This is a genomic window from Thermobacillus xylanilyticus, from assembly GCF_907165215.1.
Taxonomy (GTDB): domain Bacteria; phylum Bacillota; class Bacilli; order Paenibacillales; family Paenibacillaceae; genus Thermobacillus; species Thermobacillus xylanilyticus.
On record NZ_CAJRAY010000017.1, the window covers coordinates 3,040 to 24,689 of the forward strand.

A 21,650-nucleotide genomic window follows, 5' to 3' on the forward strand; every position below is an offset into this window, starting at 1 on the left:
GGATGTAGACGAGGCGGAAGAACCGGCTTCGGCGGACGGCGCGCCGGCTCCCTGACGCATGGCGAAGGCGGATTATTTCGCTGCCAACTGGTGATGAGCGGACAGATGTGGTAATCTTTTTTCATAAAGAGTCTCATCACATGCGGAAAGGTATCTTGCCATGAAACGAAAATTCTCGGATCGGGCCAACTGGCGGCGCATCCTGCGCAGAAGCTACAGCTGTCTGGCGCTTGACGGCGACGACTACCGCGGCCTGGTCACGTTCTATAGGATTCATGAGCTCCGCGAGCCGCTCTGGAAAGAATACAACGGACGCAGGCTCTGTCTGGCGAACCGGGGCTATCTGTGGATGCAGCATTTTCCGAAGGGCGAACATTTCGTTGTCACGACGATGTTCGATGACAAGGGCAAAGTGGTGCAGTGGTACATCGACATTTGCAAAAATCAGGGCATGACCGACCAGAAGGTGCCGTGGTTCGATGATCTGTATCTGGACATCGTCGTGCTGCCGACGGGGGAAGTTTATCTCCTCGACGAGGACGAACTGGAAGAAGCGGTGAAGAACGGCGAGGTGACGAAGCGCGACGCGGAGATGGCGCGCAGAACCGCCGAACGGCTGCTGTCGATGATCCGGAACGGCCGGTTCCGTTACTTCACGCTCAGCCTGCGGCACCGCAAACAGCTTGCGGAACGGATTGTCGGGAAAGATCCGTCATGAACGCGGCGGAAGCGCAGGCCGTCCGCCGGCGGAAGCGCCGATCCGGACTGCCGGCGCGACTGCTGAAGACGGTCCTGTTTGCGGCCGTCGCCTGCGCGGGCTGGATCGCCTGGATTTACTGGAAGATCGAATCGTTCGAACCGCGGATGGAACTGCCGGAATATGACGCCGGCATCGTGCTCGGCGCGGCCCTCTGGAACGGCGAGCCGAGTCCGGGGCTGAAGGAACGGCTGGACAAGGCGTTCGAACTGTACCGCGAAGGCCGGTTCCGCGTGTTTATCCTGACCGGCGGCTACGACCATGCGGGTTCCCGGCTTACGGAAGCCGAAGGGATGAAGCGCTATCTGGCCGCGCTCGGCGTGCCGGAAGACCGGCTTCTGCTCGAGCCCGCGGCGCGGAGCACCTATGAGAATCTGGCGTTCAGCCGGGATATCATGGAGCGGGAAGGGCTTCGCACGGCGCTTATCGTGACGCATGATTTCCATGCGGCGCGGGCGCGGGATGTCGCGCGCTGGCTCGGCTACGAACAGCCGGGGTTCGCGGCGGCGGAATCGTCCGTGCTTCCCGCGTCGCAGAGACATGTCCGGGAAATCGCGGCTTTCACGAAGTGGAAGCTCGACAGCGTGCTGCTGCGCATCGGCCTGCAAATTCCCGACCGGCCCGGCTTGTGAACCTTGCGCGTCCGCATCCGATTCTGCTAATATCTCGGACCGCTCGCGAATAAGATGGATAAGGCATCAGGCGGACCGTCGACATCGTCCGATCTATCTGAGAAGGATGGGATGTTCTTGATGAACGGACGCGCAGCAGCGGCGGGCGGCACGGGAGCGCCCAGACCTTCGCGGCAGATCAGCATCGTCCTGCGGCCCGTCGAGCCGGCCGCATCACCCGCGGAACAGCCGGTGAGCGAAATGGTGAAGGGCGTTGAACCGGGCTCGCCTTTCGCCGAAATCCAGCGCGAGCTGGACGCGATGGTCGGCATGGAGAAAGTGAAGGCGCTCATCTACGAAATCTATGCGCTCCTTCATGTGTCCGGTCTGCGGGCGGCGGCGGGGCTGTCGGTCGGCCCCCAGGTGTATCATATGATTTTCCGCGGCAATCCGGGCACGGGCAAGACGACGATCGCGCGGATCGTGGCGAAGCTGTTCCAGAAGATGGGCGTGCTGCAGAAGGGACACCTCATCGAGGTGGAGCGTGCGGATCTTGTCGGCGAATATATCGGACATACGGCGCAGAAGACCCGGGATCTCGTGCGCAAGGCGCTCGGCGGCGTATTGTTCGTGGACGAAGCGTACAGTCTCGCACGCGGCGGCGAGAAAGATTTTGGCAAGGAAGCGATCGATACGCTTGTGAAAGCGATGGAAGACTATAAAAATCAGTTCGTGCTCATCCTTGCCGGCTACCCCGAGGAGATCGACATGTTTCTGCTGTCCAACCCCGGCCTGCCTTCCCGTTTCCCGATCCGGATCGACTTTCCGGATTATACGGTGGACCAGCTCGTCAAAATCGCCGAGCTGATGGTGAAGGAACGGGATTACGAGATGCAGCCGCAGGCGGTTGCCAAGCTGCGCCAGCATCTCACCGAGCTGAAGCGCGATTCGATGTTCGCTTTCAGCAATGCGCGCTATGTGCGCAACGCAATCGAAAAGGCGATCCGCCACCAGGCGGTGCGGCTGCTCAATCTGTACGGCAGCGGCCAGCCCGGCAGGCAGGAGCTGATGACGATCCGGCCGGAAGATTTTCGCTGGGATTCGGATGAAGCGTGAAAGCCGGAGAACCATACATTCCAGGCAATGAAGGAGCGGTGGCGGCATGACGACGCTGCACGAGACTGCGGCTGACATTCGGGAACGGGCGATTCTGGTCAGCCTGGTGACGGACGAGATGAAGCGCGTCGGCGTCGATGCGGATTACTCGCTGCGCGAGCTTGTCGCGCTGGCCGAAACGGCCGGCGTCGAAGTGCTTGCCGCGGTCACGCAAAGCCGCGAGGCGCCCGACCCCAGATGGTTCATCGGCAAGGGGAAGGTGGAGGAACTGCGCGCGGTTGCGCATGAGCTTGGCGCAACGACGGCCATTTTCGACCAGGAGTTGTCCGGCGCGCAGGTGCGCAATCTGGAAGAGGGGCTCGACCTGAAAATCATCGACCGGACGCAGCTCATTCTCGACATTTTCGCCGGCCGCGCGAAGACGCGGGAAGGCATCATCCAGGTCGAGCTGGCCCAGCTCAGCTATCTGCTGCCGCGCCTGGCGGGCCACGGCAGAAACCTGTCGCGGCTCGGCGGCGGCATCGGCACGAGGGGGCCGGGCGAGACGAAGCTGGAAACGGACCGCCGCCATATCCGCGAGCGAATCGCGGACCTGAAGCGGCAGCTCAAGGAAGTGGTCCGCCACCGGAACGTGCAGCGCGAGCGCCGGCGCAAGACGGGCGTCACGCAGGTCGCGCTCGTCGGCTATACGAACGCCGGCAAGTCGACGCTGCTCCGCGAGCTGACGAATGCGGATGTGTACGTCGAGAACCAGCTGTTCGCGACGCTCGATCCGACTTCGCGCGCCTGGACGCTTCCGGACGGGACCGAGGTCGTCCTGACGGATACGGTCGGCTTTATCCAGAACCTGCCCCATGAGCTGGTGGCCGCATTCCGGTCGACGCTCGAGGAAGCGGCGGAAGCCGATCTCATCCTCCATGTCGTGGACAGCTCGTCGCCGTACCGGGAGGAGCAGATGGCGGTCGTCGATCGGATTCTGACCGAGCTCGGAGCCGGAGACAGGCCGCGGATCGTGCTGTACAACAAGATCGACCTGTGCACGGATGAGGAACTGCAGCTGCTCCGGCGGGACGGGGACGCGCTGCTCGTCAGCGCGTTCTCCGCAAGCGACCTTGAGGCGATCGGCCGCGCCGTGCAGGACAAGCTGACCGGCGAAATCCGTTCGTTCGCGATTCCCGCCGCAAGAGGCGATCTGATCGCCCTTGCGCACCGGCTGGGCGAGGTTGTCGACCAGTCGGTGCTCGACGACGGAGAGACGATGCGGATTGCGGTGCGGCTGAACAAGCGGGAATATGAGTTGAACGGATACAAGCTGCAGCCTTATGCGCTGTAGGCCGGGTCCCGGTTCGTTCCGGACCCGGTTTTTCTGTTTGACAGCCCGGGATTTGAACAACGAAACGGAAATGTGCTTTAATGGGGCTGGCGGAAGCCGTCGATGGATGAGAGGCGCCGCGTCTGCGTTTCGTCAGGACATTCGGCAGCTTCCCGCAAATTTGCAGCGATGGGATGGAGACTGGATGATTCACGGCATTGACAGCGAACTGCTCCGTCTCGCCGAGGCGGTGGAAGAGCGGATCGCCCCGCGGCTCCGCGAGGCCGACCGGATCGCGGAACGGAACCAGTGGAAAGTGATCCGCGCGTTTCAGCGCCACAAGGTGAGCGATTTTCATCTGAACGGTTCAACCGGATACGGATACAATGACAGCGGGCGCGAGGCGCTCGACCGGGTGTATGCCGACGTGTTCGGCGCGGAGGCGGCGCTCGTGCGGCCGCATTTCGCATCCGGCACGCATACGATCAGCTGCGCGCTGTTCGGCGTGCTCCGGCCGGGGGACGAACTGCTCTACATGACCGGGCGGCCGTATGACACGCTGCACAAAGTGATCGGCGAGCCGGGAGACGGCAAGGGATCGCTGCGCGATTTCGGCATCGGCTACCGGGAGGTGCCGCTGGCCGAAGGCGGCAGCGTCAACTGGGACGCCGTGCTGGACGCGATCGGCGAGCGGACCCGCGTCGTCGCCATTCAGCGGTCGCGCGGCTACGACTGGCGCGCGTCGTTCACCGTGGACGAGATCGGCGAGATGGTGCGCCGGGTGAAGGCGGTCAAGCCCGACGCCATCGTCTTCGTCGACAATTGCTACGGCGAATTTACCGAGGAGACGGAGCCGACGGAGGTCGGCGTCGATCTGATGGCCGGCTCGCTGATCAAAAATCCCGGCGGCGGGCTGGCGCTGTCCGGCGGCTACATCTGCGGCCGGGCCGATCTCGTGGAGAAGGCGGCCGGCCGGCTGACCGCGCCCGGCATCGGCGGCGAAGTCGGCGCGACGGCCGGCATGCAGCGCTGGATGTTCCATGGATTTTTCCTTGCGCCGCACGTGGTAGGGCAGGCGGTGAAAGGGAGCATTTTTGCCGCGGCCATGTTCGAGGAGCTGGGCTTCGAGTCGAAACCGCGCTGGAACGAGCCGAGAACCGATCTGATTCAGGCCGTCCGGTTCGATTCGGCCGACTCGCTCATCGCCTTCGTGCAGGGCATCCAGCAGGCGGCGGCCGTCGACGCGCACGCCGTGCCGGAACCGGGCGACATGCCGGGATATGCGCATCCCGTCATCATGGCGGCCGGCGCGTTCGTGCAGGGCGGAAGCCTGGAACTTTCGGCCGACGCGCCGATCCGGGAGCCGTATATCGCGTATATGCAGGGCGGGCTGACGTACGCACACGCAAAACTTGGGGTGCTTTCCGCCTTGACACGGCTTGCCGAACGGTCTAACATTGTAATTAAACCTAACATTTCTTGACACGTTTTATTCGTGTCGATACGAGTACCCATACTACAAAAAATTGGAAGGTTGATGCGGCATGGGTGACGAGATCCGCAGAAACATGGCGCTCTTCCCGATCGGCATCGTGATGAAGCTGACGGATTTGACCGCCCGCCAAATCCGCTACTACGAGCAGCACGGTCTGGTCATGCCGGCGCGGACTTCGGGCAACCAGCGCCTGTTTTCGTTCAACGATGTCGAGCGGCTGCTGGAGATCAAGTCCCTGATCGAGAAAGGCGTCAACATCGCCGGAATCAAGCAAGTGATGAATCCGGTTTCAAAGGAATCGGAAGAAGCGACGGTCATTACGCCGCAGACGGAAAGCAAACGCCGCGAACTGACGGATCTGCAGCTCCACCGGCTGCTCAAGCAGCAGCTGCTCGAACGCCGTCCCGGCAGGACATCGCTCATCCAGGGTCAGCTGTCCAGGTTCTACAACAATAAACCTTAATCGCGGCAAGGAGAGGATAAGATGGGCTACACCAAGGAGGACATCCTGCGCATCGCGCGGGAGCAGAACGTCCGGTTCATCCGTCTGCAGTTCACGGATCTGCTCGGGACGATCAAGAACGTTGAAATTCCGCTGAGCCAGCTCGAGAAGGCGCTGGACAACAAGATGATGTTCGACGGTTCCTCGATCGAGGGTTACGTCCGGATCGAGGAGTCCGACATGTATCTGTATCCCGATCTCGATACATGGGTCGTCTTCCCGTGGGTGACGGAAGACCGGGTCGCCCGTCTGATTTGCGACGTGTACATGCCGGACGGGACGCCGTTCGCGGGAGACCCGCGCGGCATTCTGAAACGGGTGCTGAAGGAAGCGGAGGAGCTCGGCTTCTCCACGATGAACGTCGGTCCGGAACCGGAGTTCTTCCTGTTCAAAACCGACGAGCGCGGCAATCCGACGCACGAAGTGAACGACCAGGGCGGCTATTTCGACCTCGCGCCGACCGACCTCGGCGAGAACTGCCGCCGGGAAATCGTGCTCACCCTCGAAGAGATGGGCTTCGAGATCGAGGCTTCGCACCATGAAGTCGCGCCCGGCCAGCACGAGATCGACTTCAAGTATTCCGATGCGGTAACGGCGGCGGACCGGATTCAGACGTTCAAGCTCGTCGTCAAGACGGTTGCGCGGCAGCACGGCCTGCATGCGACGTTCATGCCGAAGCCGCTGTTCGGCGTGAACGGATCGGGCATGCATTGCCATCTTTCGCTGTTCCGGGACGGCGAGAACGCGTTCTACGATCCGGACGATCCGCTCGGTCTGAGCGATACCGCGCGCTGGTTCATGGCCGGGGTGCTGCATCACGCCCGCGGGTTCGCGGCCGTTACGAATCCGACCGTCAATTCGTACAAGCGGCTTGTGCCCGGCTATGAAGCGCCGAACTATGTCGCCTGGTCGGCGAGCAACCGGAGCCCGATGGTGCGCATTCCGGCGTCGCGGGGGCTGAGCACGCGGATCGAGGTGCGCAACCCCGATCCGGCGGCCAATCCGTACCTTTGCCTCGCGGTCATGCTCAAGGCCGGACTTGACGGCATCAAGAACCGGATGAGACTGCCGGCGCCGACGAACCGGAACATCTATGTCATGACCGAGGAGGAACGGATCGAAGAAGGCATCCAGATGCTGCCCTCGAGCCTGCGCGAAGCGCTGGACGAGCTGATCCGCGACGAAGTGATCTGCGAGGCGCTGGGGGATCACGCCCTGTCCCATTTCTACGAACTGAAGGAAATCGAATGGGACATGTACCGCATGCAGGTTCACCAGTGGGAACGCGATCAATATTTGACGCTGTATTGATGAATAAGAGCAAAGGAAAAGCCCCGCAAGTTCGGCATCGCTGCCGGACAAGCGGGGCTTCAATATTCGGGCGCCGTATTCAACGGATGCTGCGGAACAATCCGATGACTTTGCCGAGAATCGTGACATGTTTCAGCCGGATCGGCTCCATCGCCGGGTTCTCGGGCTGCAGCCGGATATGGTCGCGCTCCTTGTAGAACGTCTTGACGGTTGCTTCGTCGTCTTCCGTCATCGCGACGACGATGTCGCCGTTCTGCGCCGTCTGCTGCTGGCGCACGATGACATAGTCGCCGTCGTGGATGCCGGCTTCGATCATGCTGTCGCCCTTGACCGTAAGCATGAACACATCGTCATCACCGGTGAAATGGGCGGGGAGGGGGAAATATTCCTCGATGTTCTCCGTCGCCGTGATCGGCGCGCCGGCCGTTACCTTGCCGACGACCGGGACGCGGGTGACGGCGAGCGGGAACGGCAGCTGATCTTCGTTGTCGTCATCCAATATTTCGATCGCGCGCGGTTTGGTCGGATCGCGGCGGATGAGTCCCTTCTTCTCCAGCCGATCCAGGTGGCCGTGGACGGTCGAGCTGGAAGCAAGGCCGACGGCTTCACCGATCTCCCGAACGGAAGGGGGATAGCCTTTCTCCCGGACTTCCCGTTTGATGAATTCCAGTATGGCTTGCTGGCGGTTGGATATTCTGGACACGGCATTCACTCCATCAATTATTGGTTACACCAAATTATAGCACAGAACCCGAGTTCGCACAAACATTCGTTCTCGAAAACACAGGTTCGCATTTTTGCAGGAAATCCGGCGGACGGCTCAAAGCGGGAACATGCATTCCCGGAACAAATGTTCTAAAAATGATTGACGGCAAACAGATGTTCGTGTTATGATGGGATCACAAAACGAGAACGTTTGTTTGGGGTGTTGGCCATGATGTATGTAAGTGAATGCCGGTCCTATCGTTCCATCCAAGAAAGCCGTCCTGGCGCAGTTGGACAGACTTCCGCGGTTCGCAGGCAACGCGCGGCGAGCGGGGAACGGATCACTTTCATGCGTTATGCCGCAGCCATGCTGTTCATCGTGCTGGTCAGCGCGGGTTTCATGATCATGGGAACCGGCGCGTCGGAACGGGTGCCGGCCGAACCGGCTCCCGCGGAATCGGTCATTGTCGTGGATGCCGGCGAGACGCTGTGGGAGATCGCCGCAGCGGCGAAGGCGGAAGGGATGGACACGCGCCGCGCCGTCTATGAAATCCGGAAGCGCAACGGTCTGGACGGCAGTGTGATTCAAGCGGGACAGCAGCTCGTCATCCCGGATTGGTCCGGCCGCTGATCCGGTGCGGAAGCGGAAGACGGGAGCGTCCCTGTCGATTGCCGATGGATTGGCCCGGGAACGGTTCAAGCCGTTTTCGGGTTGTTTTTGTTTTGTTGTCGGCTTGACAACGATCCGGCCGGGATGTCAAAGTAAGGTGTGGTATGTCAGGGGTATGGGAGGCACATGACGCATGGACGAATTGACGGCGCGCATCAACGAGCTTGCCCGCAAGCACAAGACGATCGGTCTCACGCCGGAAGAGACGGCGGAGCGGGACAAGCTGCGCAGGCAATATCTGGCGCGTTTCCGAAGCAATCTGAAACAGCAGCTCGACGCGATCCGCTGGACGGATGAAACAGGCGGCACGTTGAAGCATTAGCGTATAGAAGGGGGAGTTGGCATGTCCCGCTCTTGGAAACGGAAAGTCCGCAAGAACACGGAACAGCTGAACAAACGGCGCAAGAAAGCCGGTCTCAAAGCCGTCGCTTCGCCGGGAGCGGTGACGGACCGCTACAGGGGACGCAATTACGTCTTGCCGGCTTTGTTGATCCTGTTCATCGGCTTCTACATTTATATGATGACGATTCCCGCGGACGATCCGAACACGACGAATCCGTTCGAGACGCCGATCTTCTGGCTGACGGTCGCGTGTTATCTGGCGTTGGCGGCGCTGTTCTGGTTCCGACGGCCCTATCTGCTCGTGGGAAGGGATTTCGTCGGCACGCGCAAATTTACCGGCGACAAGACGCTGACGGCAAGCGCGATCAAGGCGATTACCGTCATCCGTCCGGGATACATCATCATCGAGCCGAAGAAGGGCGGCAACTGGGTATTCTCGCGCATGCTGAACCGGTATCCGATCGACGAGATGGCCGACCGGCTGCAGCGGTTTGCGGAGGATAACCGCATTCCCTACACCGAGCAGCAGAAAGACAAGAAAAAGTAATGACGGGAGAGAAACCGGATGGCAAAACAAGCGGTACTGTTCGACCTGGATGATACGCTGCTGTGGGACGAACGCAGCGTGAAGGAGGCGTTCGAGGCGGTCTGCCGGTATGCGCAAGAGCGGACCGGCGCGGATCCGGAGAAGCTGGAAGCGTCGGTTCGCCGGGAAGCGCGAGCGCTGTACGAATCCTACGAAACCTATCCGTTCACCCAACGGATCGGCATCAATCCGTTCGAAGGGCTGTGGGCGCGTTTTCGCGAGGGAGAGCAGGAGGAGTTCCGCAAGCTCGAGGCGCTTGCGCCGGCCTATCGCCGTGAATCGTGGATCCGCGGCCTGCGCGGCATCGGCATCGAGGATGAGCGGCTCGGCGAAGAATTGGCCGAACGGTTCCCGGCGGAGCGCCGGGCGCGGCCGCTCGTTTACGACGAGACGTTCGAAGTGCTGGATCGGCTGCGCGGCCGCTACAAGCTGCTGCTCTTGACGAACGGATCGCCCGATCTGCAGCGCGAGAAGCTGGCCGGCGTACCGGAGCTCGCGCCGTACTTCGACCATATCGTCATCTCGGGCGAATTCGGGGAAGGCAAGCCCGCGGCATCAATCTTCCGTCATGCGCTGTCACTGCTCGGCATCGGGCCGGATGCCGGCGTCATGGTCGGCGACAAGCTGACGACCGACATTCTCGGCGCGAACACCGTCGGCATGGATTCGGTATGGATCAACCGGCACGGTCTCAAGCGGTCCGGCGAGATTGAACCGGCCTGCGAAATCCGTTCGCTGCGCGAACTGCCGGCGCTGCTTGAGCGGCTGTAAGCAGCGAAGAAGCCATCCGCTCCTTGCCGAAAGGGGCTTGGGCGGATGGCTTCCGAACATGTAAGGCCGAATTTATGCTTTTTGGAATTCCGGATCTTCGTACGGATGGGCGACCCAGCCCGCCGGCTCGATGAACAGACGCACGGCGACGATCTGACGGTTTTCCATCAGCGTGAAGTAGTGCGGATTGCCTTCCGGAACGGAGATGACATCGCCTGCTTCCAGCTCGACGTCGAAGTAGCCGACTTCCGGCTTGCCCTTGATGATGAAGATACCTTTGCCTGCCACGATGGCGCGGACTTCGTCCTCGGTGTGCGTATGCACCTGTTCGAATTTCTTCAGCAGCTCATCCAGGTTCGGCGTCGCGTCGGACAGGGAAATGACGTCCCACGTCTGATAGCCGCGCCGACCGGCGAGATCGCGGATCTCCGCGTCATACGCTTGGAGGATTTCGTTCTTCTCCTCATCGCTCAGCACGAATTTTTCCCGCAGATGCTCCGGCAGTTTGGACGTATCCCAGTGCTCGTAGAGGACACCTTGTCCATTCAGAAATTCGCGCACATTCTCCTCGCCGGTGATTCTCTCGTTGGTGTTGCGGATGCGAATCTCGGCCATCTTAATCCCTCATTTCCAATAGGATTTATCAATCATTAACCTAAATTATACACGATTTCAGCGCGTTTGTCGATGGGTCCGGGCTTTTCAGGCGTTTTTCATTCTGCTAGAATAAGGCTTAACTTTTTTGGCGGAAGGTGTGCCCATGTCGAAACCGACCCTGCAGGAAGCGATGAAACATCGCATTCTCATATTGGACGGCGCAATGGGGACGATGATCCAGCAGGCGAACCTGACCGCCGCCGATTTCGGCGGCGAAGAGCTGGAAGGCTGCAACGAGATGCTCGTCCTGACGCGACCGGATGTGATCCGCGGCATCCACGAGGCGTATCTGGACGCCGGCGCGGATATCATTGAAACGAACACGTTCGGCGCGACGAGCGTCGTGCTGGCCGAGTACGGCATCGCGGACAAGGCGCGCGAGATCAACATCGCCGCGGCCCGGCTTGCGGCCGAAGCGGCGGAGAAGTTCTCGACGCCGGAGAAGCCGCGCTACGTGGCCGGCTCGATGGGGCCGACGACGAAGACGCTGTCCGTGACGGGCGGCGTCACGTTCGACGAGCTCGCCGAAAGCTATTATGTCCAGGCGCTGGCCTTGATCGAGGGCGGCGTCGACGCGCTGCTCATCGAGACGTGCCAGGATGCGTTAAACGTCAAGGCGGCGGGCATCGGCGTACATCGCGCGTTCGAGGAAGCCGGACGGAAGCTGCCCGTCATGATCTCCGGCACGATTGAACCGATGGGCACGACGCTGGCGGGACAGAACATTGAATCATTCTATATTTCGCTGGAACATCTGGAACCGATCTCGATCGGCCTCAATTGCGCGACCGGTCCGGAATTCATGCGCGATCACATCCGCAGCCTCGCGTCCATCGCCAAGACGGCCGTCAGCTGCTATCCGAACGCCGGGCTGCCCGACGAGAACGGCCATTATCACGAATCGCCCGAATCGCTCGCGCGGAAGATGGAGCAATTCGCGCGCGAAGGGTGGCTCAACATCGCGGGCGGCTGCTGCGGGACGACGCCGGCGCACATCCGGGCGCTCGCCGAAGCGCTGGCGCCTTACAAGCCGCGGACCGAAACCGGCAGCCATCCGCCGGCCGTCTCCGGCATCGAGACCGTGTACATCGAGCCGGAAAACCGGCCGTACCTCGTCGGGGAGCGGACCAACGTGCTCGGCTCGCGCATGTTCAAAAGGCTGATTGCGGAAGGCAAGTACGAGGAAGCGGCCGAGATCGCCCGCGCCCAGGTGAAGAACGGGGCGCACGTCATCGACGTCTGCCTGCAGGACCCGGACCGCGACGAGCTGGCCGACATGACCCGTTTCCTCGAGCAAGTCGTAAAGAAAGTGAAGGTGCCGCTCGTCATCGACACGACCGATCCGCGGGTCATCGAAGCGTCGCTCAAGTTCTCGCAGGGCAAGGCGATCATCAACTCGATCAACCTTGAAGACGGTGAAGAGAAGTTCCAGCGGGTCGTGCCGCTCGTCCAAAAATACGGCGCGGCGGTCGTCGTCGGCACCATCGACGAACGGGGCCAGGCGATCGCGCGCGATGCGAAGCTGGAGGTGGCGCGGCGGTCGTATGACCTGCTCGTCAACAAATACGGGCTGCAGCCGGAGGACATCATTTTCGACCCGCTCGTCTTCCCGGTCGGCACCGGCGATGAGCAGTACATCGGCTCGGCGAAGGAGACGATTGAAGGCATTCGGCTCATCAAGCAGGAGATGCCGCGCTGCCAGACGATCCTCGGCATCAGCAACGTCTCGTTCGGCCTGCCGCCGGCAGGACGCGAAGTGCTCAACTCCGTGTTCCTCTACGAATGCACGAAGGCGGGGCTTGACTACGCCATCGTCAACACGGAGCGGCTGGAACGCTACGCCTCGATTCCGGAGCATGAGCGCAAGCTCGCCGAAGCGCTCATTTACGATACGAACGACGAGACGCTCGCCGCGTTCGTCGCCGCTTTCCGCGACAAGACCGTCGAGAAGAAGGCGAAGAACACGGCGGATCTCCCGCTGGAAGAGCGGCTCGCGAATTACGTGGTCGAAGGTTCGAAGGACGGCCTGTTCGCCGATCTCGAAGAGGCGCTCAAGAAATATGCGCCGCTCGACATCATCAACGGCCCGCTTATGCGCGGCATGGAGGAAGTCGGCCGGCTGTTCAACAACAACGAGCTGATCGTCGCCGAAGTGCTGCAGAGCGCCGAAGTGATGAAGGCGTCCGTCTCGTACCTCGAGCCGCACATGGAGAAAACCGAGACGAGCGTCAAGGGCAAAATCATGCTCGCGACCGTCAAGGGCGACGTGCATGACATCGGCAAAAACCTCGTCGAGATCATTCTGTCCAACAACGGTTACGAAATCGTGAACCTCGGCATCAAAGTGCCGCCGGAAGCGATCATCGAGGCGCAGCGGCGGGAGAACGCCGACATCATCGGCCTGTCCGGCCTGCTCGTCAAGTCGGCGCAGCAGATGGTGACGACGGCGCAGGATCTGAAGGCGGCCGGCATCGACACGCCGATTCTCGTCGGCGGCGCGGCGCTTACGCGCAAGTTCACGAAGACGCGCATCGCGCCGGAGTACGACGGGCTGGTGCTGTACGCGAAGGACGCGATGAACGGCCTCGAACTGGCGAACAAGCTGATGGACCCCGATGCCCGGCGCGAATTGGAGGAAGAACATCGGGAGTTGAAGGCGTCTTTGGTTGAATCGCGGGAACGGGAACGGGAGGAGGCGGCACCGGCGAACGTACGCTCGAACGTTTCGCAGAACGTCCCCGTATTCATGCCGCCGGATTTCGAGCGGCGCGTGCTGCGCGATATTCCGATCAGCCAGATCGTGCCGTACATCAACATGCAGATGCTGCTCGGCCACCATCTCGGTCTGCGCGGCACCGTCAGCGACCTGCTCGCTGCCGGAGACGAGAAGGCGGTGCAGCTGAAGGAAGCGGTGGACGGGCTGATCCGCGAAGCCGCTGAGAAGAAGACTCTCAGGCTCGATGCGATGTATCGCTTCTTCCCGGCGCAGTCGGACGGCAACGACATTCTGATCTACGACCCGGCGGGCAGCGGGGAAATCATTGAGCGGTTCTCGTTCCCGCGCCAGCGGACCGAACCGTTCCTGTGCCTGGCCGATTTCCTGAAACCGGTCGAAAGCGGCGTCATGGATGTTGTCGGCTTCCTCGTCGTCACGGCCGGACGAGGCGTGCGCGGGCTGGCGGAAGAGGCGAAAGAGCGGGGCGACTACTTCCGCTCGCACGCGCTGCAGGCGCTCGCCCTCGAGACGTCGGAAGGGCTCGCGGAGCGCGTCCACCAGATGATGCGCGACGTCTGGGGATTCCCGGACCCGCCGGAAATGACGATGAAACAGCGGTTCGCGGCCCGCTATCAGGGCATCCGGGTGTCGTTCGGCTACCCGGCCTGCCCGAACCTGGAAGACCAGGAGAAGCTGTTCAAGCTCATGCATCCGGAGGATATCGGCGTGGAACTGACGGAAGGGTATATGATGGAGCCGGAAGCGTCGGTCAGCGCGATGGTGTTCGCGCATCCGGAAGCCCAATATTTCAACGTGGACAAATGACGGACCAATCCCCCGCACGGCAGCGTGCGGGGGATTTCTCGATCACCGGACCCGCGGCCGAGTAGGCTCGACGGCGATCGGCTACACTGGATACGGAGGTGTGTCGGATGGAACTGACCATGCTCGGAACGGCGGCCGGACGGCCCGCGGAAGGACGGAACGTGACGGCGTCGGCGCTTGCGATGCCGCCGCAGCGCGGCACGTTCTGGCTGTTCGACTGCGGCGAAGGGACGCAGCATCAGCTGCTCCGCGCCGGATTGAAGCTCTGCAAGCTGGAGCGCATCTTCGTGACGCACCTGCACGGCGACCATGTCTTCGGGCTTCCGGGGCTGCTCGGCAGCCGTTCCTCGATGGGCTGCGAAACGCCGCTCACGCTTCACGGCCCGCGGGGCATCCGGCACTGGCTCGAGACGACGTTCACCGTCACGGGGGCCCATGTGCATTACGAACTGGAAATCCGGGAAATCGACGGCGACGGCGGAGTCGTCCATGAAGATGACCAATTTACGGTCACGGCCGCGCCGCTGAACCATCGGATCGCCTGCTACGGCTACCGGATCGAGGAGCGGCCGAGGCCGGGAAAGCTGGACGCCGCGAAGCTGGCCGAACTTGGCGTGCCGCAGGGGCCCCTGTATGCGCAGCTCAAGCGGGGAGAGGATGCGACGCTGCCGGACGGCCGCGTCATCCGCGCCGCCGACGTCGTCGGACCGCCGATTCCGGGGCGGATCATCGCCATCCTCGGCGATACGACGCCGTGCGATGCGGCGGTCAGGCTGGCCGAAGGCGCCGATCTCGTCGTGCACGAAGCGACGTTCGAAGCGGCGCTCGCCGACAAGGCGGCCGAATACGGGCACAGCACGACGGCGGAAGCGGCGCGCACCGCGCGCGATGCGCGGGCCGCGCGGCTCCTGCTCACGCATTTCAGCGGCCGCTACCGGGACGAAGATCTGCCGCGGCTGGAAGCGGAAGCCAGGGAAGTCTTTCCGTCATCCGCCGCGGCCCGCGATTTCCTCACCGTTCAGCTGCCGCACAAGCGGAGAACTTGACGCAATCAGCGGCGTCAGCAATCGCACTGACGCTGATGGTTCGCTTCGTCACGGATTTCGGCGCGAAGATTTTCGAGGCTTTCCCGCCGCCGTTCGTTCTTCGCTTCAATCCGTCCCCGCTCTTCATCGCCGATTTCGCTCGCATGCTCGTCGAGATAGTCTTCCGCTTCCCGCATGTTGCGGATCGTGTTCGTGATCGCCCGCTGCAGGCGGGGTACATTGTCTTCGCGATTGTCCGGTTTGGCCACGGCTTCATCACCTCGTCAAGAATTTGACCGCTTCCCGGCAGGGCAAGCCCGAGAACGCGGTTTTACGCGAATAGGATGGATCGCACGCGAGGCGCTTATGACCTGAAGCGCTTCGGAATCGCCGGGAAAGCGGGCCAATCGTTGTCACAAACAAGAAGGCTCCTCCTGCGGACATGCCGGCGAAGCGAAGCATTGCAGGGCGAACATATATTCTGTACAATGGAGTAAATGTGTTTATCGCATGGGAGCAGATGCCATGAACCGCTTGACCGGCAAATTCGACAATCTGGACGAATGGCTGAACGATCTTCGCAGCCGCCCCGAGATCATGAACAACGTCACGCACTGGGAGACGATTCCGGCGCGCGAGGCGGTGTACGCGCCGCTGCCGCGCGGATTGCACCCCAAGCTGGAGGCGGCGCTCCGCGCGAAGGGGATCGACCGGCTTTATTCCCACCAGGCGTCGGCCTTCGAGGCCGTGCTTGCCGGCCGTAACATCGTGACGGTCACGCCGACCGCTTCCGGCAAGACGCTCTGCTACAACCTGCCCGTCCTGCAGGCGCTGCTGGAGGACAACAGCGTGCGGGCGCTCTACCTGTTCCCGACGAAGGCGCTCGCGCAGGATCAGGTCGCCGAGCTGCAGCAGCTGGCCGATCTGATGGAGGCGGACATCAAGACGCATACCTACGACGGCGACACGCCCCCGACGGTCCGGCAGGCGATCCGGAACGCGGGGCACATCGTCGTGACGAACCCGGACATGCTCCACGCCGCGATTCTGCCGCACCATACGAAATGGGTCAAACTGTTCGAGAACGTGAAATATATCGTGCTGGACGAGCTGCACGCCTACCGCGGCGTCTTCGGCAGCCACGTCGCGAACGTCATCCGGCGCCTCAGACGGATCTGCCGGTTCTACGGCTCGAACCCGATCTTCCTCTGCGCCTCGGCGACGATCGACAATCCCGGCGAGCACGCGGAGCGGCTCATCGGCGACAAGGTGCAGGTCATCGACAACAACGGCGCGCCGTCCGGCGAGAAGCATTTCATCTTCTACAACCCGCCGGTCGTCAACCAGCAGCTCGGCATCCGGCGCAGCAGCGTGCTCGAGACGCAGCGGCTCGCCGCGATGCTTCTCCGCCAGGGGGTGCAGACGATTGTCTTCGCCCGCAGCCGCGTCCGGGTTGAAATTCTGCTGACCTACCTGCAGGACGCGGTAAAGCAGCTGCCCGGCGGCAAGCAGATCCGCGGCTACCGCGGCGGCTATCTGCCGAAACAGCGGCGCGAGATCGAGCGCGGCCTGCGCAATGGCGAGATCCTCGGCGTCGTCAGCACGAACGCGCTGGAGCTCGGCATCGACATCGGCCAGCTGCAGGCGTGCGTCATCAACGGCTATCCGGGCACGATCGCGAGCACCTGGCAGCAGTCGGGCCGGGCCGGCCGCCGGCACGGGACAGCCGTGACGTTCCTCGTCGCGAGCAGCAACCCGCTGGACCAGTATGTGATCCAGAACCCGGAATTCTTCCTCAACCGGCCGCCGGAGCGCGCGCTCATCCATCCCGACAACCTGCTCATCCTGATCGACCACGTGAAATGCGCGGCCTACGAGCTGCCGTTCGAGAAGGGCGAAACGTTCGGCGGCGAGAAGCTCGAGGACATGCTGGAGTTTCTCGTCGAGGAGCAGGTGCTCCACCGGGTGAAGGACCGCTGGTACTGGATGGCGCAGTCGTTCCCGGCGAACAACATTTCGCTCCGCTCGGCGGCGCAGGAGAATTTCGTCATCATCGACATCACGAACGGCAGCCGCGTCATCGGCGAAGTCGACCGGTTCAGCGCGCCGACGCTCATCCACGAGGAAGCGATCTACATCCACGAAGGCGTGCAGTACCAGGTGGAGAAGCTCGACTATCCGGAGAAAAAAGCTTACGTCCGCGAAGTGAGCGTCGATTATTTCACCGATGCGAACATGGCCGTGGAACTGAAGGTGCTCCATGTCGACCGGGAAAAGGAGAGCGGCGGCATCGTGCGGCAGTACGGCGAAGTGATGGTGAACGCGCGGCCGACGATTTTCAAAAAAATCCGCCTCCGCACCCACGAGAACATCGGTTCCGGACCGATTCATCTGCCCGAGGAAGAACTGCATACGAGCGGCTATTGGTTCTCGTTCAGCGAGGAGGCGGCGGCGCGCCTCGGAACGAATGCGATGCAGAGCGCGCTGCTCGGCATTGCGAACGTGCTCATCCACATCGCGCCGCTCTACCTGATGTGCGATCCGTTCGACATCCGCGTCTATCCGCAGGTGAAGTCGGTGCACATGAAGCGGCCGACGATCTATTTCTACGACCGCTATCCCGGCGGCATCGGCCTCTCCGAGCGGCTGTTCGAATTGCACGACGAACTGCTTGAACGGGCGAGGCAGCTCATCCGCGGCTGCACCTGCCTGAGCGGCTGCCCGGCCTGTGTCGGGCCGATCGAGGAGGTCGGCCTGCTCGGCAAGAGCCAGGCGCTGCAGCTGCTCGAGGAAACGGCGGTGGGGGCGCCGTGAGCAGTCTGCGCGAGCGGATGAACCGGCTGCGCGGTTCGGCCGGCGCGCAGCCGGGCGGCGGGGGAGCGAGCCCGAACGGAACGGGCGGGGGGCAGCCGGAATGCCGGCAGCCGGATGCAGCCGGGGCCGTACCGGCGCCGGAGGCCGGCGATCTTCGGCACGCGGACAGCGTCAGCCCCGCACTCGACCCGGCGTGGACGGCGCTCGGCGTGACGCGCCTCGTCAATGAAGCCGGCGAATGCCTTGTCCGCCGGGTCGACTATCCGCTCGATCACCGGCACGGCTTTCACCGGCTCGATGAACTGGATGAATGCGCCCATGCGCTGGCCGCGCTGTGCAGCGGCGGCAACGGCCCCGCGCCCGCGCCGGAGGCCGAGCGCATCCTGTTCCTCGACCTGGAGACGACCGGGCTGGGCGTCGGCGCGGGCAACGTGCCGTTCATGACCGGCATCGGATACGTCGAAGGGGACCGGTTCGTCATCGAACAGACGCTGATCCGCCATCCGGCGGAAGAACGCGCGATGCTGGAAGAACTGCGCGTGAAGCTGGCGGAGCGTCCTTATCTGGCCACCTACAACGGCCGGACATTCGACTGGCCGCTCCTGAAAGGCCGGTTCATCATGAACGGATTCGGCCGCAGCGCGGCGGCCGAACCGTGGCATCTCGATTTTCTCCATCCTTCGCGCAGCATCTGGCGCAACACGCTCGCTTCGCTCCGCCTCAGCCATGTCGAGGAAGAGCGGCTCGGCATCGTCCGCTCGGGCGACGTGCCGGGTTCGATGGCGCCGGCGATCTATTTCCGGTTTCTGCAGGACGAAGATCCCGAGCCGCTGGGCGGCGTGTTCCGGCACAACGAGCTGGACATGCTGTCGCTTGCGTGTCTCGCGATCCGCTTCGGCCGCCTGCTGTCCGGCGGCCTCGGCCGGCATGTGCCGCTGCCGGAGGAAGACGAGGAACTGCTGCGCACCGGGCTTTGGCTCGATCGGATGGGATGCGCGGAGGAAGCGGAAGCGCTGTTCGAGCGGCTGGCCGGCCGGGAGACGGCCGGCCCCTGGTGTCTGCCGCTGGCAGCGCGCGACAAGAAATGTGGAAATTGGCGCCGCGCTGTGCTATTGTGGCAGAAGGCGGCGCTTGCCGCCGAGCGTCAGGGGTGGGCTTCGGGCGAAGCGCACATCGAGCTGTCGATGTACTACGAACATCGGGCCAAAGATTATAAGCAGGCGCTCCGCTACGCCTCGGCCGCGCTGGAGCTCGCCGCGCGGCGGGCGTCCCTCGGCCGCTTCGACGCGAAGAAGCGCGCGGAGCAGGACGCGATCCGCAGGCGGATCGAGCGGCTGACGAAGAAGGCGGGGCGGATCGAGGCCTGACGACCCCTTACGTCCGCAGAGCTGCGGATGGATAGAACTTACGGAACGAAAGAGGAATGACCATGCCGGAATGGCCGGAAATGGAACATTATCGCAAACTGCTCATGGAACGGATCGGCGGACAGCGGATTGTCGGCGTTGAGATCGTGCGTCCGCAATCGATCAATGTCGACCCCGGCGAGTTCGCGCGCGAGACGATCGGATCGGCCGTCTGGTACGTGGAGCGCCGGGGCAAATATCTCATCTTCCATCTCGACAACGGCAAACGGCTGCTGCTGCACCTGATGGTCGGCGGCTCGCTGTTCTTCGGCAGCGAAGAGGAGCGGCCGGACCGCACGGCGCAGATTACGCTCCAATTTCCGAACGGCAATCTTTATTTCATCGGGCTGCGGCTCGGCTACCTGCACCTGCTTTCGGTGAAGGATGCAGCCGGCCGCCTCGCGGAGCTGGGCCCCGACCCGATGGACCGCCGGCTGGACGCCGCGGCTTTCGCGGCGCGGTTCGCGGGCAAGCGCGGCATGCTGAAACCCGCGCTCACCGATCAGTCCAACGTCGCCGGCATCGGCAACTGCTACGCCGACGAAATGCTGCACAAGGCGGGCATCCGCCCGGACGTGCCGGTGCCGCAGGTCGATGCGGCCGGCTGGCAGCGGCTGCATGGCGCGATGCGGACGGTGCTGGAGGAAGCCGCGGCGCACGGCGGCTACATGGAGATGCCGCTGTACGCGGGGGACACGCAGACAGGCAAGGCCGCCCAACTGCTGCAGGTGTACGACCGGGAAGGGGAACCGTGCCCGAAGTGCGGCGGCGCCATCGTGAAGACCGAAGTGTCCGGCCGGAAGACATTCTTCTGCCCGGTTTGCCAACCGGAACCTTGATCCCATGCGGATCGGCTGCCATGTGAGCATCCGCGGCGGCTACGCGGAAGCGGCCGTCCGCGCGGCCAGGCTCGGATGCACGGCATTCCAATATTTTCCGAAAAATCCGCGCGCCTTGGGGCTAAAGGCGTTCGACCGCGCCGACGCCCGCCGCTGCGCCGAATATTGCCGCGAGCGCGGCATCGTTTCGATCGCGCACGCGCCGTATCCGGTCAATCTGGCGGTGGAGCGGCCGGAGCAGCGCGCGCGCATGGCGGCATCGCTCCTGAATGACCTGGAAATCGCCGAAGCCAACGGCTCGATCGGTGTTGTCGTCCATTTCGGCATTTACAAAGGCGCGGACCCGCTTGCCGGCTACCGGCTCATCATCGAGGCGCTGAATGCGGTGCTCGGACGGTGGGAGGGCGCCGCGAAGCTGCTCCTCGAGAACCAGGCCGGCGACCACGCGCCGATGGGGACGACGCTCGAAGAGCTTGTCCAGATTCGGCGGCTGTGCGCCTATCCGGAACGCGTCGGTTTCTGCCTCGACACCTGCCACCTGTTCGCCAGCGGCCAGTGGAACGGCCGGAATGAAGCGGAATGGTGCCGCCGGGCGCGGGAGCTGGGGTACTTCGATCATCTGGCCGCCGTGCATGCGAACGATTCGCTCCACGAGAGCGGGCGGCGGATCGACCGCCACGCGCCGCTCGGCGCGGGCCGGATCGGAGCGGACGGCTTCCGCCGGCTGCTGGCCGCGCCGGAGCTGAGCAGCCTGCCCGTCATACTCGAGACGCCGGAGACGGACGAACTGCCGCTGGACCGGCAAATGCGGCTGCTCAGGGAATGGATGGGAGAGAAGAAGCAATGATTCACGTTTTTCTGGACGATTACCGTCCCTGCCCGCCGGGATTCGTCGCCGCGAAGTCGGCGGAAGAGTGCATCCTGCTGCTGGAAGCGGAAGAGGTGGACATTCTGTCCCTCGATTACGACCTCGGCTGGGGAAATCCGACCGGGCTTGACGTGGTGCGGTACATCGCGGACAACGGCCGCTACCCGCGCCGCATCTACATGCATTCGTCCAGCCCTTCGGGCCGGGAGCGGATGTACCAGGTGCTCCGGTCGGCATTGCCGCCGGGCGTACACCTTTCGCACTGTCCGATGCCGGACAGCGTGGCGGCCGAGGCGGCCGGAAAGCGGGTATAGCATGGAAG

Annotated in this window: 21 protein-coding genes; 18 read left to right on the forward strand and 3 right to left on the reverse strand. The window is 62.9% G+C overall.

All coding sequences use genetic code 11. The features are described 5' to 3' along the window. Window positions 1–160: 160 nt before the first annotated feature. From KJQ12_RS02750 to glnA, 7 genes are all read left to right on the forward strand, one after another. Window positions 161–718, forward strand: a complete 558-nt coding sequence (locus tag KJQ12_RS02750; RefSeq protein ID WP_015254638.1) for a ribonuclease FAU-1 family protein — start codon at window positions 161–163, stop codon at window positions 716–718. Continuing rightward, window positions 715–1,389: a SanA/YdcF family protein gene (locus KJQ12_RS02755; protein WP_213483388.1), complete on the forward strand. Its 675-nt coding sequence runs from the start codon at window positions 715–717 to the stop codon at window positions 1,387–1,389. Before KJQ12_RS02750 ends, KJQ12_RS02755 begins: the two co-directional genes overlap by 4 nt. 120 nt (window positions 1,390–1,509) lie before the next feature. Next, window positions 1,510–2,484: an AAA family ATPase gene (locus tag KJQ12_RS02760; RefSeq protein WP_213483389.1), complete on the forward strand. Its 975-nt coding sequence runs from the start codon at window positions 1,510–1,512 to the stop codon at window positions 2,482–2,484. A 46-nt stretch (window positions 2,485–2,530) separates the two neighbouring features. Further along, window positions 2,531–3,817, forward strand: a complete 1,287-nt coding sequence (hflX, locus tag KJQ12_RS02765; RefSeq protein WP_213483390.1) for a GTPase HflX — start codon at window positions 2,531–2,533, stop codon at window positions 3,815–3,817. A gap of 184 nt (window positions 3,818–4,001) precedes the next feature. Beyond that, complete coding sequence (locus tag KJQ12_RS02770) at window positions 4,002–5,279, forward strand: methionine gamma-lyase family protein (protein ID WP_213483391.1); 1,278 nt, start codon at window positions 4,002–4,004, stop codon at window positions 5,277–5,279. Window positions 5,280–5,340: 61 nt separating this feature from the next. Continuing rightward, window positions 5,341–5,754 carry a MerR family transcriptional regulator gene (locus tag KJQ12_RS02775; RefSeq protein ID WP_015254633.1) on the forward strand — a complete coding sequence of 138 codons (414 nt, stop codon included), beginning with the start codon at window positions 5,341–5,343 and terminating at the stop codon, window positions 5,752–5,754. Window positions 5,755–5,775: 21 nt separating this feature from the next. Continuing rightward, on the forward strand, window positions 5,776–7,104 hold the full coding sequence (gene glnA, locus KJQ12_RS02780) for a type I glutamate--ammonia ligase (protein WP_015254632.1): 1,329 nt from the start codon (window positions 5,776–5,778) through the stop codon (window positions 7,102–7,104). A 79-nt stretch (window positions 7,105–7,183) separates the two neighbouring features. Here glnA and lexA read toward each other — a convergent pair whose 3' ends face one another. After that, complete coding sequence (lexA, locus tag KJQ12_RS02785; RefSeq protein WP_015254631.1) at window positions 7,184–7,807, reverse strand: transcriptional repressor LexA; 624 nt, start codon at window positions 7,805–7,807, stop codon at window positions 7,184–7,186. 351 nt (window positions 7,808–8,158) lie between these two features. On the opposite strand from lexA, the gene KJQ12_RS02790 reads away from it, so the two are divergent. The 4 genes from KJQ12_RS02790 to KJQ12_RS02805 all read left to right on the forward strand — a co-directional run bounded on the left by KJQ12_RS02790 (window position 8,159) and on the right by KJQ12_RS02805 (window position 10,178). After that, a complete protein-coding gene (locus KJQ12_RS02790; RefSeq protein ID WP_213483392.1) occupies window positions 8,159–8,440 on the forward strand; it encodes a LysM peptidoglycan-binding domain-containing protein in 282 nt (93 codons plus the stop codon). Between the two features lie 172 nt (window positions 8,441–8,612). Continuing rightward, complete coding sequence (locus tag KJQ12_RS02795; protein ID WP_213483393.1) at window positions 8,613–8,801, forward strand: DUF896 domain-containing protein; 189 nt, start codon at window positions 8,613–8,615, stop codon at window positions 8,799–8,801. A 21-nt stretch (window positions 8,802–8,822) separates the two neighbouring features. Beyond that, on the forward strand, window positions 8,823–9,368 hold the full coding sequence (locus KJQ12_RS02800) for a hypothetical protein (RefSeq protein ID WP_213483394.1): 546 nt from the start codon (window positions 8,823–8,825) through the stop codon (window positions 9,366–9,368). 18 nt (window positions 9,369–9,386) lie between these two features. Further along, window positions 9,387–10,178 carry an HAD family hydrolase gene (locus KJQ12_RS02805; RefSeq protein ID WP_213483395.1) on the forward strand — a complete coding sequence of 264 codons (792 nt, stop codon included), beginning with the start codon at window positions 9,387–9,389 and terminating at the stop codon, window positions 10,176–10,178. A gap of 72 nt (window positions 10,179–10,250) precedes the next feature. On the opposite strand, the gene KJQ12_RS02810 is transcribed toward KJQ12_RS02805, so the two are convergent. After that, complete coding sequence (locus KJQ12_RS02810) at window positions 10,251–10,793, reverse strand: 1,2-dihydroxy-3-keto-5-methylthiopentene dioxygenase (protein WP_015254626.1); 543 nt, start codon at window positions 10,791–10,793, stop codon at window positions 10,251–10,253. A gap of 145 nt (window positions 10,794–10,938) precedes the next feature. Here KJQ12_RS02810 and metH point away from each other — a divergent pair, with 145 nt between their 5' ends. Together metH and rnz are read left to right on the forward strand one after the other, a co-directional pair. After that, window positions 10,939–14,376, forward strand: coding sequence for a methionine synthase (gene metH / locus KJQ12_RS02815; RefSeq protein ID WP_213483396.1), 3,438 nt, complete (start codon window positions 10,939–10,941; stop codon window positions 14,374–14,376). Between the two features lie 107 nt (window positions 14,377–14,483). Then, a complete protein-coding gene (gene rnz / locus KJQ12_RS02820; RefSeq protein ID WP_213483397.1) occupies window positions 14,484–15,422 on the forward strand; it encodes a ribonuclease Z in 939 nt (312 codons plus the stop codon). Window positions 15,423–15,436: 14 nt separating this feature from the next. Here the strand turns inward: rnz and tlp are convergent, their stop codons facing one another. Next, window positions 15,437–15,670, reverse strand: a complete 234-nt coding sequence (tlp, locus tag KJQ12_RS02825) for a small acid-soluble spore protein Tlp (protein ID WP_213483398.1) — start codon at window positions 15,668–15,670, stop codon at window positions 15,437–15,439. Window positions 15,671–15,926: 256 nt separating this feature from the next. Here tlp and KJQ12_RS02830 point away from each other — a divergent pair, with 256 nt between their 5' ends. The 5 genes from KJQ12_RS02830 to KJQ12_RS02850 all read left to right on the forward strand — a co-directional run bounded on the left by KJQ12_RS02830 (window position 15,927) and on the right by KJQ12_RS02850 (window position 21,642). Then, on the forward strand, window positions 15,927–18,215 hold the full coding sequence (locus KJQ12_RS02830) for a DEAD/DEAH box helicase (protein ID WP_280529245.1): 2,289 nt from the start codon (window positions 15,927–15,929) through the stop codon (window positions 18,213–18,215). Beyond that, entirely contained in the window at window positions 18,212–19,582 is a 1,371-nt protein-coding gene (locus KJQ12_RS02835) for a ribonuclease H-like domain-containing protein (protein WP_213483399.1), read from the forward strand. The genes KJQ12_RS02830 and KJQ12_RS02835 overlap by 4 nt, the downstream gene beginning before the upstream one ends. A 62-nt stretch (window positions 19,583–19,644) precedes the next feature. Next, entirely contained in the window at window positions 19,645–20,460 is an 816-nt protein-coding gene (locus KJQ12_RS02840) for an Fpg/Nei family DNA glycosylase (RefSeq protein ID WP_213483400.1), read from the forward strand. A gap of 4 nt (window positions 20,461–20,464) precedes the next feature. Then, the gene (locus KJQ12_RS02845; protein WP_213483401.1) at window positions 20,465–21,307 is read left to right on the forward strand and encodes a deoxyribonuclease IV; all 843 of its coding nucleotides are present in this window, start codon (window positions 20,465–20,467) and stop codon (window positions 21,305–21,307) included. Next, entirely contained in the window at window positions 21,304–21,642 is a 339-nt protein-coding gene (locus KJQ12_RS02850) for a cyclic-phosphate processing receiver domain-containing protein (RefSeq protein WP_015254618.1), read from the forward strand. Before KJQ12_RS02845 ends, KJQ12_RS02850 begins: the two co-directional genes overlap by 4 nt. Window positions 21,643–21,650: the final 8 nt, after the last annotated feature.

Coding starts and splice junctions, on each gene's coding strand:
- KJQ12_RS02830 (WP_280529245.1), top strand. CDS start 15,927: ATGAACCGCTTGACCGGCAAATTCGACAATCTGGACGAATGGCTGAAC.
- KJQ12_RS02795 (WP_213483393.1), top strand. CDS start 8,613: ATGGACGAATTGACGGCGCGCATCAACGAGCTTGCCCGCAAGCACAAG.
- KJQ12_RS02805 (WP_213483395.1), top strand. CDS start 9,387: ATGGCAAAACAAGCGGTACTGTTCGACCTGGATGATACGCTGCTGTGG.
- KJQ12_RS02770 (WP_213483391.1), top strand. CDS start 4,002: ATGATTCACGGCATTGACAGCGAACTGCTCCGTCTCGCCGAGGCGGTG.
- KJQ12_RS02755 (WP_213483388.1), top strand. CDS start 715: ATGAACGCGGCGGAAGCGCAGGCCGTCCGCCGGCGGAAGCGCCGATCC.
- KJQ12_RS02845 (WP_213483401.1), top strand. CDS start 20,465: ATGCGGATCGGCTGCCATGTGAGCATCCGCGGCGGCTACGCGGAAGCG.
- KJQ12_RS02800 (WP_213483394.1), top strand. CDS start 8,823: ATGTCCCGCTCTTGGAAACGGAAAGTCCGCAAGAACACGGAACAGCTG.
- glnA (WP_015254632.1), top strand. CDS start 5,776: ATGGGCTACACCAAGGAGGACATCCTGCGCATCGCGCGGGAGCAGAAC.
- KJQ12_RS02850 (WP_015254618.1), top strand. CDS start 21,304: ATGATTCACGTTTTTCTGGACGATTACCGTCCCTGCCCGCCGGGATTC.
- KJQ12_RS02790 (WP_213483392.1), top strand. CDS start 8,159: ATGCGTTATGCCGCAGCCATGCTGTTCATCGTGCTGGTCAGCGCGGGT.
- hflX (WP_213483390.1), top strand. CDS start 2,531: ATGACGACGCTGCACGAGACTGCGGCTGACATTCGGGAACGGGCGATT.
- rnz (WP_213483397.1), top strand. CDS start 14,484: ATGGAACTGACCATGCTCGGAACGGCGGCCGGACGGCCCGCGGAAGGA.
- KJQ12_RS02775 (WP_015254633.1), top strand. CDS start 5,341: ATGGGTGACGAGATCCGCAGAAACATGGCGCTCTTCCCGATCGGCATC.
- KJQ12_RS02810 (WP_015254626.1), bottom strand. CDS start 10,793: ATGGCCGAGATTCGCATCCGCAACACCAACGAGAGAATCACCGGCGAG.
- KJQ12_RS02750 (WP_015254638.1), top strand. CDS start 161: ATGAAACGAAAATTCTCGGATCGGGCCAACTGGCGGCGCATCCTGCGC.
- metH (WP_213483396.1), top strand. CDS start 10,939: ATGTCGAAACCGACCCTGCAGGAAGCGATGAAACATCGCATTCTCATA.
- KJQ12_RS02840 (WP_213483400.1), top strand. CDS start 19,645: ATGCCGGAATGGCCGGAAATGGAACATTATCGCAAACTGCTCATGGAA.
- KJQ12_RS02760 (WP_213483389.1), top strand. CDS start 1,510: ATGAACGGACGCGCAGCAGCGGCGGGCGGCACGGGAGCGCCCAGACCT.